The 15353-nt window shown below is 75.1% G+C and carries 10 protein-coding genes, 2 pseudogenes and 3 riboswitches; of the genes and pseudogenes, 9 read left to right on the top strand and 3 right to left on the bottom strand.

Annotated elements, in window-relative coordinates:
* From PUR56_RS10695 to PUR56_RS10705, 3 genes are all read left to right on the top strand, one after another.
* Positions 1-425, top strand: a 425-nt coding sequence (locus PUR56_RS10695; RefSeq protein WP_329948703.1) for an enoyl-CoA hydratase-related protein, incomplete at its 5' end; no start/stop codon positions are given.
* Positions 426-653: 228 nt separating this feature from the next.
* A riboswitch (cobalamin riboswitch) is annotated at positions 654-773 on the top strand.
* Between the two features lie 98 nt (positions 774-871).
* Complete coding sequence (locus PUR56_RS10700; RefSeq protein ID WP_329948704.1) at positions 872-1945, top strand: prenyltransferase/squalene oxidase repeat-containing protein; 1074 nt, start codon at positions 872-874, stop codon at positions 1943-1945.
* Positions 1946-1974: 29 nt separating this feature from the next.
* Positions 1975-2454, top strand: coding sequence for a flagellar hook-length control protein FliK (locus PUR56_RS10705; RefSeq protein WP_329882519.1), 480 nt, complete (start codon positions 1975-1977; stop codon positions 2452-2454).
* 74 nt (positions 2455-2528) lie between these two features.
* Here the strand turns inward: PUR56_RS10705 and PUR56_RS10710 are convergent.
* Positions 2529-3086, bottom strand: a pseudogene (locus PUR56_RS10710) (3-hydroxyacyl-CoA dehydrogenase family protein); the annotation flags it as partial.
* On the opposite strand from PUR56_RS10710, the pseudogene PUR56_RS10715 reads away from it, so the two are divergent.
* A pseudogene (locus PUR56_RS10715) lies at positions 3021-3575 on the top strand (short-chain fatty acyl-CoA regulator family protein); the annotation flags it as partial. The pseudogenes PUR56_RS10710 and PUR56_RS10715 overlap by 66 nt on opposite strands.
* Positions 3576-3652: 77 nt before the next feature.
* Here the strand turns inward: PUR56_RS10715 and PUR56_RS10720 are convergent.
* Entirely contained in the window at positions 3653-5080 is a 1428-nt protein-coding gene (locus PUR56_RS10720; RefSeq protein WP_329948705.1) for a hypothetical protein, read from the bottom strand.
* 129 nt (positions 5081-5209) lie between these two features.
* Positions 5210-5286, bottom strand: a riboswitch (cobalamin riboswitch).
* A gap of 75 nt (positions 5287-5361) precedes the next feature.
* Positions 5362-5479, top strand: a riboswitch (cobalamin riboswitch).
* A 190-nt stretch (positions 5480-5669) separates the two neighbouring features.
* Between PUR56_RS10720 and PUR56_RS10725 the strand changes: the two genes are divergently transcribed.
* Genes PUR56_RS10725 through PUR56_RS10745 form a run of 5 tightly spaced genes read left to right on the top strand, consistent with a single transcriptional unit; the run spans position 5670 to position 13608 of the window.
* On the top strand, positions 5670-8603 hold the full coding sequence (locus tag PUR56_RS10725) for a prenyltransferase/squalene oxidase repeat-containing protein (RefSeq protein WP_329948706.1): 2934 nt from the start codon (positions 5670-5672) through the stop codon (positions 8601-8603).
* Positions 8600-9883 carry a hypothetical protein gene (locus tag PUR56_RS43380; protein ID WP_443034472.1) on the top strand — a complete coding sequence of 428 codons (1284 nt, stop codon included), beginning with the start codon at positions 8600-8602 and terminating at the stop codon, positions 9881-9883. The genes PUR56_RS10725 and PUR56_RS43380 overlap by 4 nt, the downstream gene beginning before the upstream one ends.
* 10 nt (positions 9884-9893) lie before the next feature.
* A complete protein-coding gene (locus tag PUR56_RS10735; RefSeq protein WP_329948707.1) occupies positions 9894-11129 on the top strand; it encodes an energy-coupling factor transporter transmembrane component T in 1236 nt (411 codons plus the stop codon).
* Positions 11126-12769 (top strand): ABC transporter ATP-binding protein, encoded by a 1644-nt coding sequence (locus PUR56_RS10740; RefSeq protein WP_329948708.1) that lies wholly within the window; start codon positions 11126-11128, stop codon positions 12767-12769. Before PUR56_RS10735 ends, PUR56_RS10740 begins: the two co-directional genes overlap by 4 nt.
* Positions 12766-13608 (top strand): ECF transporter S component, encoded by an 843-nt coding sequence (locus PUR56_RS10745; RefSeq protein WP_329948709.1) that lies wholly within the window; start codon positions 12766-12768, stop codon positions 13606-13608. The genes PUR56_RS10740 and PUR56_RS10745 overlap by 4 nt, the downstream gene beginning before the upstream one ends.
* 60 nt (positions 13609-13668) lie before the next feature.
* Here PUR56_RS10745 and PUR56_RS10750 read toward each other — a convergent pair whose 3' ends face one another.
* Positions 13669-15258 (bottom strand): M4 family metallopeptidase, encoded by a 1590-nt coding sequence (locus PUR56_RS10750; protein ID WP_329948710.1) that lies wholly within the window; start codon positions 15256-15258, stop codon positions 13669-13671.
* Positions 15259-15353: the final 95 nt, after the last annotated feature.

The raw sequence follows: 15353 nt of genomic DNA on the forward strand, positions 1-15353 counted from the left end.
ACATCCTGCTCGCGGCGGACACCGCGAAGTTCGGCCAGCCGGAGATCAAGCTGGGGGTGATCCCCGGGATCGGCGGTTCGCAGCGGCTCACCCGGGCGGTCGGCAAGGCGAAGGCGATGGAGCTGTGCCTGACCGGCCGGACGATGGGCGCCGAGGAGGCCGAGCGGGCCGGCCTGGTCTCCCGGATCGTCCCGGCCGACCGGCTGCTGGCCGAGGCGCTGGCGACGGCCGGGAAGGTCGCCGAGATGTCCGCGCCGGCGAGCATCATGCTGAAGGAGGCGGTCGACCGCGCCTTCGAGACCACCCTCGCCGAGGGCGTCCGCTTCGAGCGGCGGCTCTTCCACGCCGTCTTCGCCACCGCCGACCAGAAGGAGGGCATGGCGGCGTTCGCCGAGAAGCGGCCGGCGTCGTTCACCCACCGCTGACAACTGACGACCGCCACCCACCGCCGCCACCACCCACCGCCGGCACCCGGGCCGAGGCGCGCCGTGGTGCGGCGCCCCGGCCGCGGGGCGCCGCACCACGGGGCCGTCGGCCCGTCGAGCGGCGTCCGGGCCCTCCCGGGGGTAGGTCGCCGACGACCTGCCCGGATGCGCTGTGATGTGACGCACGGACCCTTGACCCGGCCTTTCGGGCGTCGCCATGATGGGCCGTCATGTTCTGACTCCGCCGTCGGGGGAAGTCCGGTTCGAATCCGGCGCTGACCCGCAACGGTAGGCCGCCGACGGCTGTCGGCGGCGAGCCCGAGTACCCGGCGGCGGAGAGGTGTCCACTCCTCCCGTCGTGGTCTGCGGGCCGGAGCTCCGAGAGCTGTCCCCGGCCCCCCGCGGACGCTCTCCGGGCCCCTGCGTCCAGGCCCGGAAAGGCTCTCATGCCCGCGCTCCGCCGCACTCTCGGACTGCTCGCCATACCCGCGCTCGCCCTCGCCACCGCGCTCCCGGCGGTCACCGCCGCACACGCCACCCCCGCACAATCGTCCTCCCCGACCGTCCGTCCGGACGCCGCGGCGGCGGGCTGGCTGGCCCGCCAGCTGGTGGACGGTGACCACTTCGAGTCGGTGTTCGACGGCACCGCCTACCCCGACCAGGGCCTGACCATCGACGCCGTGCTCGCCTTCGCCGCCTCCCGCAGCTCCGACCAGGCCGCCGCGAAGGCCACCGCCTGGCTGGCGAGGCCCGACGTCATCGGCGGCTACCTCGGCGACGGCACCACCGAGGCGTACGCCGGGGCGACGGCCAAGCTGCTGCTCGCCGTCGAGGTCCGCGGCGAGAACCCGACCGCCTTCGGCGGTGTCGACCTCCCCGCCCGGCTCCGCTCGCTCCAGAGCCCGAGCGGCCGCTTCTCCGACCGGTCCCAGTGGGGCGACTACAGCAACGCGTTCGGCCAGTCGCTCGCGCTGATCGCGCTCAAGCGCACGCCCGGTGGTGCTCCGTCCGCCGCCGTCGACTTCCTCGCCGACAGTCAGTGCGCCGACGGCGGCTTCCCGGTCTCCTTCGGCCAGGCCACCTGCGCGAGCGACGCCGACGCCACCGCGCTGGCCGTCCAGGCCCTCGCCGCGACCGGCCGCACCGCGAAGGCGAACGCCGGGCTCGGGTGGCTGACCGGCCACCAGAACGCCGACGGGGGCTTCGCGGCGGCCGGAGCGACCACGTCCAACGCCAACACCACCGGCCTCGCCACCCAGGCCCTGTTCTCCGGTGGCCGCTTCGGCGCCGGCCTCAAGGGCTGGAGCAGCCTGGTCAAGCTCCAGCAGGGCTGCGCGGCCGCCCCCGCCGTCCGGGGGGCGGTCGCCTACGACGCGACCGGCTTCAACCCGGGCAACGGCGCGCGGGCGACCGCCCAGGCCGTCCTCGGCCTGGCCGGCACGCCGCTGGCCACGCTCTCGGCCGCCGGCGCGCGTCCGGCCCCGCCCACCCTGGCCTGCCCGGCACCGGCCACCCACTGACCGTCCGCGACCACCCGAGGAGCACTTCGATGATCGACACTCCCACCCGGACCCGACCGGTCCGCCGGACGCTCGGCTCGGCCGCCGCCGCGGCGGCCCTCACCGCCGGGCTGCTCGGTGCCTCCGCCGTCCACGCTCCGCAGGCCCGGGCGGCCGCCTGCACCGGCACCACCGGCGTGACCGTGGTCGTCGACTTCACCGCAGTCGGTGGCGGCATCCAGACCGGCTGCGCGCTCGGCGACCCGGCCAGCGGGCTCGCCGCGATCACCGGCGCCGGGTTCTCCTACTCCTTCCACCCGCGCTTCCCCGGCTTCGTCTGCAAGATCAACTCTCTGCCGACGACCTGCACCAACCCGACCGGCAGCGCCTACTGGTCGTACTGGCACGCGCCGCACGGCGGCCCCTGGTCGTACAGCAGCCTGGGCGCGGGCAGCTACGACCCGGCGCCCGGCGAGGTCGAGGGCTGGTCCTTCGGCGCGGGTGCCCAGCCGGGCATCACCGCTCCCTGACGCCGACACGCCGACACACCGGCGCCCCGGTCTCCGTCGCGGAGGACCGGGGCGCCGGTGTGCCGGGGGTGTGGTCAGGCCGTCCGGTGCGGGTGGAACCCGCGGCCGGTCTTGCGGCCGAGCAGGCCGGCCTCGACCATGCGGGACAGCAGCGGCGGGGGAGCGTAGAGCGGCTCCTTGTACTCGGCGTACGGCGATTCGGCGATGGCCTGCACGGTGTCGAGCCCGATCAGGTCGGCGAGGCGGAGCGGGCCCATGGGGTGGGCGCAGCCGTGGACCATGCCGTCGTCGGTGTCCTGCGCCGTGGCGTGCCCCGCCTCGGCCATCCGGATCGCGGACAGCAGATAGGGGACGAGCAGGGCGTTGACCACGAAGCCGCCCCGGTCGCGGGAGCGGACGACGTGCCTGCCCAGCACCTCCTTGGCGAAGGTCTCCACCCGGTTGAGCACGGTGTGGTCGGTGTGCAGCGAGGAGACCAGCTCCACCAGCGGCAGCACCGGGGCGGGGTTGAAGAAGTGCAGACCGAGCACCTGCGAGGCGCGGCCGGTGGCGATCCCGAGCCGGGTGACCGGGATGGCCGAGGCGAGACCGTCCGCCACCGCCTCAGCACCCTCCAGCGGCCGGGACTGCGCGGGGTGCCGTTCTCCTTCGTCCGGGTCGACCGCGCCGGGAACGTCTCCGAGCGGCAGTCCGCCACCGACTTCCACTTCTCGCGCACCGGTGGCACCTGCCCGCTCTGGAACGTCTACGAGACCTTCGCCGCCCCCGGCCGCGTCCACGTCCAGGTCGCCGGCATGCCGGACGGACGGCGCTACCTGTGGACCGCCCGCGCCGTCACCCGTTCACCCGGGGGCTGGGGCCGCCCGGGCAAGACCTTCGCGATCGGGCTCGGCTGCGAACTCCGCCACGCCCACCGGCTGGTGTACTCCGCCGGCCTCGACCTGGGCGACGAGGGCGCGGCCACCCCGATCGGCCTCGGGTGCAAGGTGGGCGAACGCCCCGCCTGTCCGCAGCGTTCCGCGCCCGCCGTCGGCGTCCCGCCGGTGATCGACGAGCACACCAGCACGTTCGTGCCGTATCCCGCCCGCGCCGAACCGGAGGGGCGGGCGGCCGGCGCCTGAGGGCGGCCCGGGGCGCGGTGGCCGGGCACGGGGAGCCCGCGCCCGGCCACCGCGCCCGGCCGGGGGCCGGCCGCAGGTCAGCTGCCGTAGCGCAGTGACACGGTGTCGCCGACGTGGACGACGGTGGCCCGGGCGGCGCCGGTGGCGGCGGCACCGTCCAGGCTCACCTTCCAGGTCGACGCGCCGCTGTTGGCGGTGCCGTTGACCGCGGTGATCGTGCCGCTGCCGGTGGACGGCGTGACCGACGTGACGCAGCCGCTCGGTGTGGCGGTCGCGGCGGCGTCGAGGACGGCGCCCAGGGTGGTGGTGGCGCCGGTCGAGGTGAGGGTGACGGCGCAGACCTTCAGCGGGGCGGTGCCGCTGTCCACGACGAGGGCGAGCCGGGCGGCGGTGCCGGAGGTGAAGCCGGTGGTGGCGGCCCAGGCGGGCTCACCGGCCGCGGTCGGCGCGGGCGGGGTGGCGGTGAATCCGCCGCCGGCCACGGCGCGCAGGCCGTCCACGGAGGCGTAGGGGGACGGGGTGGTGTCGGTGGGCAGGTACTTGAAGCCGCCGCCGGGCTTGAACTGCTGGGCGATCAGGAAGTCGATCGGGGTCTTGCCGGTGCCGCTGGTGAAGTCGACGCCCTGCGGGTTGATCCCGCAGGCGTTGAGGCCGGACACGGCCCAGCCGTTGGAGTCGGTGTTGGCGCCCCACATCGAGTTGAAGGCGCCGGAGGCGACGAGCTTGCCCTTCAGGAAGTTCTTGGCCGCGACGACGGCGGAGTCGGTGTTGGGGACGCCGCCGCTGCACAGCGAGGCCATGGCGGCGCCGGTCATGTCGATGTCGCTGCCCTGGCCGAGCGCGACGGGGTCGCCGGCGGCCTTGCTGTAGTTCCAGCCGCCGTCGGTGTGCTGGTTGGCGCGCACGGTCGCGACCGAGGCGTCCAGCAGGGCCTGCGGGACGCGCTGCCCGCCGCCCTGGGTCCTGGCGCCGCCGAGGGCGAGCAGCCCGAAGACCGTGCCGTTGAAGTTGGCGGAGGGGCCGTAGTAGCCGGGCTCGGCGGTCTGCCAGTAGGCGACCAGGTCCGCGACCAGGTTGCGGCCCGGCCCGACGCGCGCGGGGTCGATCCCCGCGGCGTACGCGTTGAGGGCGCCGCGCTCGTAGTCGGTGACGACCGGCGAGGCGCCCGGCCAGGTGGCGGCGGCGAGCTGGTTGCGGTAGACGAGCCGGGCGTTCTTGGTGGCGTCGCCCCCGGGGGTCACGTCCGCCGCGGCCGTACCGGCGGCGGCCAGCGCGCTGAACGCCCATTCGTTGGAGAGCCCGCCGCCGGTGACGTAGCTCCCGTCCGCGGCCTGGAGTGACTTCAGGTAGGTGACGCCGGTGCTCTTCGAGGTGGCTATCTGGGCCGGGGTCGCGGTCGCGTGGGCGGGGACGGCCGACAGCACGAGGGCACCGGCGGCCAGCGAGACGGTCACCGCGGAGGCGGCGCGTGAGGAGGCGAAGCGCGAGGAGGCGGGAACGGGCACGGAACGGCTCCTTGGTGTGGCGGGCGCCGATCCGGCCCCGGCCCCGGTGCCCGGTCGGGCGCGCGGCGGCTGGGGCGGCCGCCGCCCGGATCGCGTGGGCTGGCTTTCGCTGATGCTGCGCGGCCGGGCGGGCATTCGGGCTCGGGCCGGCACGGTCACCGCCCCACACCGCTGCGCGTCAGCCCCGGATTCACACCGGATTCCCCCGCTCGGCCACCGCGGACGCTACCGCACCGGCGGGGCAGTCACGAGGTGGGGAAGGAGACATGACGCTTCGTTGACGCCGACTCCGCGAGCATGGTCTGATGAAATGCTTTTTCATCCTCGGCAGTCAGGGGAAGCCGGTCCGATTCCGGCGCTGACCCGCAACCGTAGACCCGCCCCACCCCGGGCTGGTGAGCCGGAATGCCTGCGCCGGGGCCTTGTTCCAGGAGTGCTTGCGTCGTCGTGGACTACGACGCGGTCAGAACGGCCCCGCGCGAAGGAGGCCGTCGGCTGCGCTGTGGCATCCCGACGACTGATCAGGGAGTCGCCGGTGAGGGCCAGCAGCAGTCGTACGAGTCACAGAGCCCGGGGGGTCACGTCCCTGGTGGCCACCGGTGCCGTCGCGATCGCTGCAGGCGGCACGGTCCTGCTCGGACACCCCGGCAGGGCCGCCGCGGACCCGATCGAGGAGTGCACCGCCACCACCGGAGCGATCGTCGCCGTCGACTTCGGCCACTGGGGCGGCGGAGTCGTCCGCGGCTGCGACGCCCACCCCACGACCGGGATGAACCTGCTGCACAACGCGGGCTTCACCACCACCGGCACCGAGCACGACGGCCCCGCCTTCATCTGCCGGCTCGGTAACGGCGCCTTCGGCAACGGCACCCAGTACCCCACCGCCGCCGAGGAACCCTGCGTCAACACCCCCCAGGCGACGGCGTACTGGTCCTACTGGATCGCCGAGCCCGGCCAGGCGACCTGGTCCTACAGCCGCTACGGCGCCGGCACGCAGAAGCCCAGGCCCGGCGAGGTCGAGGCCTGGGTGTACGGCGGCACCGACATCGGCGGGACGAGCGGAGCGCCCTCCTTCACCCCGGACTCCGTCCGGGCCAGGAACACCGGTCCGTCGCCGTCCGCCTCCGCGTCGCCGTCGGTGTCCCCGAGCCCGACCCTCCCACCGCCCGCGGGAGACCCCGCCGCCGCGGCGGCCTGGCTGGCGGGCCGCCTCGTCAACGGCGAGTACATGGGGAACTGGGCCTTCGAGGGGGCCGACTTCCCCCGGACCGCCCTCACCGCGACAGCCCTGGCCGCCGCCGGCACCCAGGACCCGGCTCTGCGCAAGGTCGTCGCCTACCTCGCCGCCCACACCGACGCCTTCCTGTACCCGGACGGGCCGAGCGGCAAGCCCGATTCCAAGGCCGCCGCGCTGCTGGCCCTGGTCGCCGAGAGCACCGACGGCAACCCCCGGGACTTCGGCGGCCGCGACCTGATCGCCGCGCTCACCGACCACGTGTGCGTCGCGGCCGGCGAGAACGGGGAGTGCACCGCGGCCGGGGACTTCCACGGTGCGGCCTCGCCCTGGGTGCAGGCGTGGGCCGTGATCGCCCTGCAGCGCGCCGGGGTCACGCCGCCCGCCGCGACGCTCGCCCGCTTCACGGTCCTGCAGTGCGCCGACGGAGGCATCGCCGGCTCGATGATCGTGGCCGGCGGCTACTGCGAGTCCGACCCGGTGGCCACCGGCCTCGCCGTCCTCGCCCTGCGCCCGGCGGCCGGCTTCGAGCCCACCGCGAAGAAGGCCGCGGACCAGCTCGCCGCGAGCCAGCAGCCCGACGGCTCCTACGCCCCCTACGTCGGCGCCGCCGGCGACACCACGAGCACCGCCGCCGCGGCCCAGACGCTGAAGGCCGTCGGACAGGGGGCCAAACAGGCCACCGCCATGGCCTGGCTCGCCGCCCGCCAGGGCGAGGACGGGGGCTTCGGCCCTGACGAGTCGACCCCCGAGGCCGACGCGGCCGCCACCGAGCAGGCCGTCCTGGCCCTGACCGGAACCGATCTGACCACCGTCCGCCACAACCCGAACGGTGCCACCACCACCCCGCCGACCACGCCCGCCGGCCGGGCCCCCGACCTGGCCCGGGGCAGCTCCTACCTCACCGCCCCGGCCAACCTGATCGACGGCCACTACTACGAGGCGTTCCCGACCTTCGCGGACTTCGGCCTCACCATCGACGGCGCCTTCGCGCTCGCCGCCACGGGTGCGAACGACGCGGCCCTGCGCCGGATCGTCGACTTCCTCGACCAGCAGGGCACGGACCCCAACGGGCGCACCGTCAACGACTGGACCAGCATCGGCACCGAGTACGCGGGCGGCGGCTCGCTCGGCAAGGAGGCGCTGCTCGCCGAGGTCGTCGGCCGCAACCCGCGGGCCTTCGGCGGGCACGACCTGATCGCCGCCCTGGCCGCGGCCGTCTGCGCCAAGGCCGACGAGGCCACCGGCTGCGCCGGCCCCGGCAACTACACCTACGCCACGTCGGTCTTCTCCCAGGCTCTCGGCATCATGGCCCAGCTGCGCGCCGGGGACACCGCGAGCGCCACCTCGCCGGTCGCCTACCTGGAGAGCCTCCAGCACGCCGACGGCTCCTGGCCGAGCCTCATCCCCGCCACCGGCGACTCCGACGTGGACAGCACCGCGATGGCCGCCATGGCACTCGCGCTCGTCCCCGGGGACGAGGCCGCGCGGGCGGTCGACAAGGGACTGACCTGGCTGGCCGGGCGACAGCTGGCCGACGGGGGCTTCCCCGGCGCGGCCGGGAACTCCACCAACTCGGCCGCCCTCGCGGTCCAGGGCCTGACCCTTCGTCAGTCCACCTACGGCGCGCGGATCGCGAAGGCGCTCGACTTCCTCGCCGGGCAGCAGAACGGCGACGGGGGCTTCGACGTCGCCTCCGCCGGACAGCACGGATCGGACGTGCGGGCCTCCACCCAGGCCGTGGGCGGCGCCACCGGGATCTCCTTCGGCACCCTGCGCCGCGACCTCGGCGGCACGCCGACACCCACCCCGACCGCGACGGCCACGCCGACCGGTACGCCGACGCCCACCGCCACGCCGACCCCGACCGCCACCCCGACGCCCACGCCCACCCCCACGGCCACCGCGACATCGACCGTGACCGGCACGCCGTCGGGCACTCTGCCCGGTTCGCCGACGCCCACCGGTACTCCCGTGCCCACCGGCACGCCCACGGCCGTCACCACGCCTACCGGGGGCACGACCGCCCGACCCGGTGACTCGCTGCTCCCCGGCGGGGCGGGCGGTGCCGGAGGCTCCGGTGGCGTCGGAGGTGCCGGTGATCCGGTGCGAGGCGACGGCGCCCCGGTCGGCGGCGCACACGTCCGGACCGACACCGGCAGCCTGGCCGGGACCGGGACCGAGGCACTGGTGCTGACGACCGTCGCCGGCCTGCTGGCCGCCGTCGGCGCCGGAGCCGTCCTGGTCGCCCGTCGCCGGTCGGGCTCCACCCCGGGGCGTCACCGGTGATCCGGCGGATCGGCCGGATCCTCGGGGCCGCCACCGCGGCGCTCGCCTTCGCGATCGGCGGGCTCGGCGCGGGCGCGACCCCGGCCGCCGCGGCCCCGCTGCCGATCGAACAGTGCACCACCGGCTCCGGCGTGGTGCTCGCGGTGGACCTCAGCAAGTGGGGCGGCCCGCTCCTGCGCTCCTGCGGGACCACCCCGACCACCGGGTACAGCCTGCTGAACCAGGGCGGCTGGAAGACCACCGGGACCGGGCACGACGGCCCGGCGTTCATCTGCCGGATCGGGTACAGCGGCTTCCAGGGCGGCAAGCAGTTCCCGCCCCCGGAGCAGGAGAAGTGTGTCCTGACGCCCCCGGCCTCGGCCTACTGGTCGTACTGGCACGCGGACCCGGGTCAGAACAGCTGGTCCTACAGCCAGCTCGGCGCGATGAGCTACCAGCCGAAGCCCGGCAGCGTCGACCTGTGGATCTTCGGTGGCACCAACATCGAGGGAACCGAAGGGCGCCCCACCTTCTCGCCGGACACCGTGCGTGCGCACAACACGGCGCCGGGCGGCGGTACGAACGCCACTCCCGAGCCGCCCGCGCCGACGACCGACCCCGGCACGGCCGGCGGCGGCTCGACAGGAGGCGGCACGGCCGGCACGGTGACCGGCGGTGGCAGCGGCGGCTCCTCCGGGGGCAGCGGGACCTCCGGCGGCGGGTCCTCCTCCGGTGGCTCCTCCTCGTCCGGGGGTACCACCTCGTCCGGAGGCGCCGCCTCGTCCGGCGGCGGCACGTCCTCCGGGGGTGCCGCCTCCTCCGGCAGCGGCGGCACCGCCACGGGCGGATCAGCAGGCAGCGCCGGCACGAGCGGCGGCGGCGCGAGCGGTGGTGGCGCCGCCCCGAAGCGGCCGACCACGGGCGCGCCCCCGACCGGCACGTCCGGCGGCTCCGACCGGTCCGGGCCGACGGCTCCGGCGCCCGTGGCCCCCGCACCGGCCACGCCGGCCCCGGACTCCACGGAGTCCGCACCCCCGGCAGCCGAGGGCGCCGAGACTCCCGCCCCGGCCCCGTCGGAGACCCGGGCAGCGGACGGGACCGGGCCCGCGACGCCCACCGCCACCCCGGTCCCGTCGGCGCCCGTGGACGCCGCGGGCCCGCCGGTGATGAACGCGGCACCGGTCGCCGACGCCCCGCACGACACCGGATCGATGGTCCCCGCCGTGGTCGCGGTCGTCCTCGTGGTGCTGCTGGGCGGGGCCACCGCGGTCGCCGCGCGCCGCCGCCGACGGGCCGAGTGATCAGGTGAGCATGCCCGACAAGCACCGCGCCGGCCTCCCGCAGTCCGCCCCCGGGCGGGCCGCGGGGGGCCGGCGCAGCCCGCGCGACCTCCACCCCCTGGCGTGGTGGATCTGGGCCCTGGCCCTGGCGACCGCGGCCAGCCGCACCACCAACCCGCTGCTGCTCCTCCTCGTCCTCGCCGTCCTCGGCTACGTGGTCACCGCCCGTCGCACCGAGGCCCCGTGGGCCCGGGGGTTCAAGTACTACCTGTGGCTGGCCCTGACCGTCGTGGCGATCCGGGTGGTCTTCCGGTGCGTCTTCGCCACCGGCATCACCCCGCACGACCACCTGCTCTTCTCCCTCCCGCACATCCCGACGCCCGCCTGGTACGCGGGCATCCGGATCGGCGGCCCGGTCTCCCTGGAGGCCACCCTCTCCGCGGCCTTCGACGGGCTGCGCCTGGCCTGCCTGCTCTGCTGCATCGGCGCCGCCAACACCCTGGCCAACCCCAAGCGGGCGCTGCGTGTCCTGCCCGGGGCCCTGTACGAGCTCGGGGTGGCCGTGACGGTGTCGCTCAGCGTCGCGCCGCAGCTCGTGCAGAGCGTCCAACGCGTCACCCGGGCACGGCGGTTGCGTGCCGGGCAGAGCAAGGGCGTCCGCGCGCTGCGCAGCATCGTCGTCCCGGTGCTGGAGGACGCGCTGGAGCGCTCGCTGCACCTGGCCGCCGCGATGGACTCGCGCGGCTACGGGCGCGCGGGCACCGCCACCCGAGGCTCCCGCCGGGCCACCGGCGCCCTCATGCTGGCCGGCATGTGCGGCCTCTGCGCCGGGGTCTACGGGCTCCTGGACGGTACCGCCCCCGCCGCGCTGGGACTGCCCGCGCTGCTCGCGGGCGCCGGGCTCTGCGCGGCGGGTCTGGCGCTCGGCGGCCGGCGGGTCAGGCGCACCACCTATCGGCCGGACCGCTGGCGGGCCGCCGAATGGGGTGTCGCCGGGTGCGGTGTGGCCGCCGCCGTCCTGCTGTTCGGGACGGTCGGCTACGACGCCACCGATCTCAACCCCTCCCTGTATCCGCTGAGTTGGCCCAGCCTGCCGCTCGTCCCGGTGGTCGCGCTGCTGTTGGCCGGCGCCGCCGGGGTGGTCTCCCCGCCCTCCGGTCGCCCGTCCGGACCCGGTGCCGTACCGGGGCAGCGCCCGCCCGGCGCGACGAGGAGCGCCGTCCGTACCGACAGCACCGCCCGCCCGCACACCGAGGTGACCAAGTGATCCGATTCGACCAGGTCGGCGTGGTGTACGACGGCGGGACCGACCCGGTACTCCGGGACGTCGACCTCCATGTCCCGGAGGGCGAGCTCTGCCTGGTGGTCGGCCGCACCGGGGTCGGCAAGTCCACCCTGCTCGGCGCCGTGAACGGTCTCGTGCCGCACTTCACCGGCGGCACCCTGCGCGGCCGGGTCACGGTGGACGGGCGTGACACCGCCCACCACCCGCCGCGTGAACTGGCCGACGTGGTCGGCGTGGTGGGGCAGGACCCGTTGGCCGGCTTCGTCACCGACACGGTCGAGGAGGAGCTCGCCTACGCCATGGAGCAGCTGGCCGTGCCCCCGGACGTGATGCGCAAGCGCGTCGAGGAGACCCTCGACCTGCTGGGCCTGGCCGACCTGCGCCACCGTGCGCTGTACGAGCTCTCCGGCGGCCAGCAACAGCGGGTCGCCATCGGATCCGTGCTGACCGCGCACCCCCGCGTCCTGGTGCTGGACGAGCCCACCTCCGCGCTCGACCCGACCGCCGCCGAGGAGGTCCTCGCCGCGATCACCCGGCTGGTGCACGACCTCGGGGTGACCGTCCTGCTCGCGGAGCACCGGCTGGAGCGCGTCGTCCAGTACGCCGACCGGGTCGCCTACCTGCCCGGTGACGGCACCGTCGTGCACGGGCCGCCCGCCGAGGTGTTCCGGCACACCGCGATCGCTCCGCCCGTGGTCGGCCTCGGCCGGCTGGCCGGCTGGAGCCCGCTGCCGCTCTCCGTCCGCGACGCCCGCAGGGCCGCCGGCCCCCTGCGGGAGCGCCTGGCCGCGCTTCCCGCCCCGGCACCTCGCCACGAACCCGGTTCCGGGGAGACTGTGTTGAGCGCCGAACGGATCGTGGTGCGCTACGGCCAGGTGGCCGCCGTCCGGGAGGTCACCCTGGACCTGCGGGCCGGGGAGGTGACCGCGCTGATGGGGCGCAACGGCTCCGGGAAGTCGTCCCTGCTCTGGGCGCTCCAGGGCTCCGGCCCCCGGCAGGGCGGCAGCGTGAAGGTCACCCGGGCCGGCGGCGAGCCGCCGAAGGACCCCAAACGCCTCCCCGCGGCCGAGGCCCGGCAGTTGGTCGGGCTCGTCCCGCAGACCCCCACCGACCTGCTCTACCTGGAGTCCGTGGCCCAGGAACTCGCCCAGAGCGACCGGGAGGCCGCGTCCGCCGAGGGGCCGACCGCACGGCGGATCCTCGACCGCCTCGCCCCCGGGATCCCCGACGGGGCCCACCCCCGGGACCTCTCCGAAGGCCAGAAGCTGGCCCTGGTCCTCGCGATCCAGCTGGCCGCCGCCCCCAGGGTGGTGCTGCTGGACGAACCCACCCGAGGGCTCGACTACCACGCGAAGGAGGCGCTGACCGGCATCGTCGACGCCCTCGCCGCCGAGGGCCGCACCGTGGTGGTCTCCACCCACGACGTCGAGTTCGTCGCCGGCGCGGCCGACCGGGTGGTGGTGATGGCCGAGGGCGAGATCGTCGCGGACGGTCCCACCGCCGAGGTCATCGTCGCCTCGCCCACCTTCGCGCCCCAGACCGCGAAGATCCTCGCCCCGCTGCCGTACCTGACCACACGCCAGGTCGCCGCAGCCCTCGCACCGGTGGAGGCCGCCCGGTGACCGCCGTCCGGATACCCGGCCGGGCCCGGGTCGTGGTGGCGCTGGCCGCCTTCATCGGCCTCGTCGCCTTCACCTGGCCCTTCGTCGTCGCCCCGGGGACGTTCGGTTCCTCCTACGCCCCGCCGCTGATCTTCGGTGCCCTGCTGATCCTGGTGCTCGCCGTCGTGATCGCGGAGATCGCGGCCGGCGGCATCGACGCCAAGGCCCTCGCCATGCTCGGTGTCCTGTCGGCCGTCAACGCGGGTCTGCGCCCGCTCGGCGCCGGGACGGCCGGGGTGGAGACGGTCTTCTTCGTCCTCGTCCTCGCCGGCCGGGTCTTCGGTCCCGGCTTCGGCTTCACACTCGGCTGCACCTCCCTGTTCGCGTCCGCCCTCCTGACCGGCGGGGTCGGCCCCTGGATGCCCTACCAGATGTTCGGCTGCGCCTTCGTGGGCATGCTCGCCGGCCTGCTCCCCAAGCTGCCGCTCCGCTGGGAGGTCCCGGTACTGGCCGGCTACGGCGCCTTCTCCGGGTACCTCTTCGGCTTCCTGCTGAACCTCTCGTTCTGGCCGTTCGCGACCGACCCGAACAGCTCGATCGCCTACCTGCCCGGGCTGCCCTTCACCGAACAGTGGCACCGCTACCTGCTGTTCGACCTGGCCACCTCGCTCGGGTGGGACACCGGCCGGGCGGTGACCACCTTCGTCGCCGTCCTCGTGGTCGGTCCGGCCGTCCTCACCGTCTTCCGCCGCGCGGCCCGCCGTGCCAACTTCGAGCCGACCGTGCGGTTCGAGGGCCCGGGCGGCGTCGCCCCGCCGGCAGGGGCCGTCGCACCGCCGACCGGAACGGCTCCCTCCTGAACGGGAGAGCCGGCCCGCCACCCCTGCCGGGGCGACGGGCCGTGGGTGCCGGGGCCGGGGTCAGCCGACGGAGACGGCGCTCCAGGCGGCCGCGACCGCCCGGTACTCGGGGCTGTTGAGCCCGTACAGGTCACCGGCGGCGTTCAGCGACGCGGCGCGGGCACCCTTGTAGTCGGTGGTGGACGTCATGTAGACGGTGAGCGCGCGGTACCAGATTTTGGCGATCTTCTGGTTGCCGACGCCGGTGACGGTGGAGCCGTCGCAGGTCGGGCTGGTGTAGGTGACGCCCTTGACGGTCCTGGTTCCGCTGCCCTCGCTGGCCAGGAAGAACCAGTGGTTGCCGACGCCGGAGGAGTGGTGGACGTCGAGCTGGCCGACCTTCTTCGTCCAGCAGTCGGCGGACGATCCGTCCAGTGAGGGCTTGTCGAAGCGGCGCAGCCACGGCGGGGTGGACTGGTCGCTGAACAGGTAGTCCGGCTTGTCGACGGTGTTGTCGGCGTACCACTCGACCATGGTGCCGAAGATGTCCGAGGTCGCCTCGTTGAGGCCGCCGGACTCGCCGCTGTAGCGGAGGTTGGCGGTGGCGCTGGTGACGCCGTGGGTCATCTCGTGGCCCATGGTGTCGAGGTCGACCTGTTCGGGGTCGACGCTGCCGTCGCCGTCGCCGGTCAGCATGCAGAAGCAGGTGTCGGACCACTGGGCGTTGTCCCACTTGGTGCCGACGTGGACGAAGACGGTGGCGCCCTTGCCGTCGTTCCTGATGCCGTTGCGGGCGAAGACGTTCTTGTAGTAGTCGTACGTCAGGGCGGTGTTGGCGTGGGCGTCGACGGCGGCGGTGGCGCGGTCGGTGGAGAACTTCCTGCCGTCGCCCCAGACGTTGTCGGCGTCGGTGAAGAGGGTGCCGGAGGTGGGGGTGATCGAGCCGGCGCCGGCGTTGCGCGCGTCCCTGGTCCGGTGGCCGCGCAGGGGGTCGATCAGGGCGTAGCCGCCGGACTGCGGGGTGGTGTCGACGGTGATGTCGCCGGTGTACTCGGAGTGGCCGGTGCCTGCGGCCTGGTGCTCGGAGTCGTAGGACTCGATCTGCTCGCCGCTGCGGGCGTCGGTGACGACGACGCGGCCGGTGGGCTGGCCGTGCTCGCCGGTGCCCCGGACGGTGGTGCGCCAGGCGAGGCGGGGGGTGCCGTCGGCGGCCCAGACGACCAGTTCGGGGCTGCTGGTGGCGTCGGCCACGCCCGGGGCTGCTTCGAGTGCGCGGCCGGCGGTGAGCTGGGCGGGGACCTTGGGGACGATCGAGGCCACGGCGGCGTCGTGGGCGGCGGCGCGGGAGGAGTCCTTGAGCCGGCCGCGGGCGTCCTGGTGGACCACCAGGTCGCCGCCGACGACGGGCAGGCCGAGGTAGGTGCGGTCGAAGCGGACGTGCTGGGTGCCGTCGGCGTCCAGGACGACGTCCTTGACCACCAGGTCCTGGCCGTCGCCGTAGCCGAAGACGCCGGCGTTGTGGGCGACGTTGGACCGGGCCCGGTCGATCGCCGCGTCACGGCCGGTGGGGGCGGCGGAGGCGGTGCCGGCCGTGAAGGTGGCGAGGAGGGCGGCGGTGGCCGCGGTGGCTCCGGCCGCGAGGAGGCGGCGGGAAGAGGAGATGGGGCTCACTCTGACTCCAGTCGGGGTAGCTGCAGGGAAGGAGCTGCCACGAGGTTGACGGTGGTCAGTCAGATTGAGCTAGAGGGGGCGCCATTTCTTGACCA

Source organism: Streptomyces sp. BE303, assembly GCF_036290945.1.
GTDB lineage: Bacteria > Actinomycetota > Actinomycetes > Streptomycetales > Streptomycetaceae > Kitasatospora.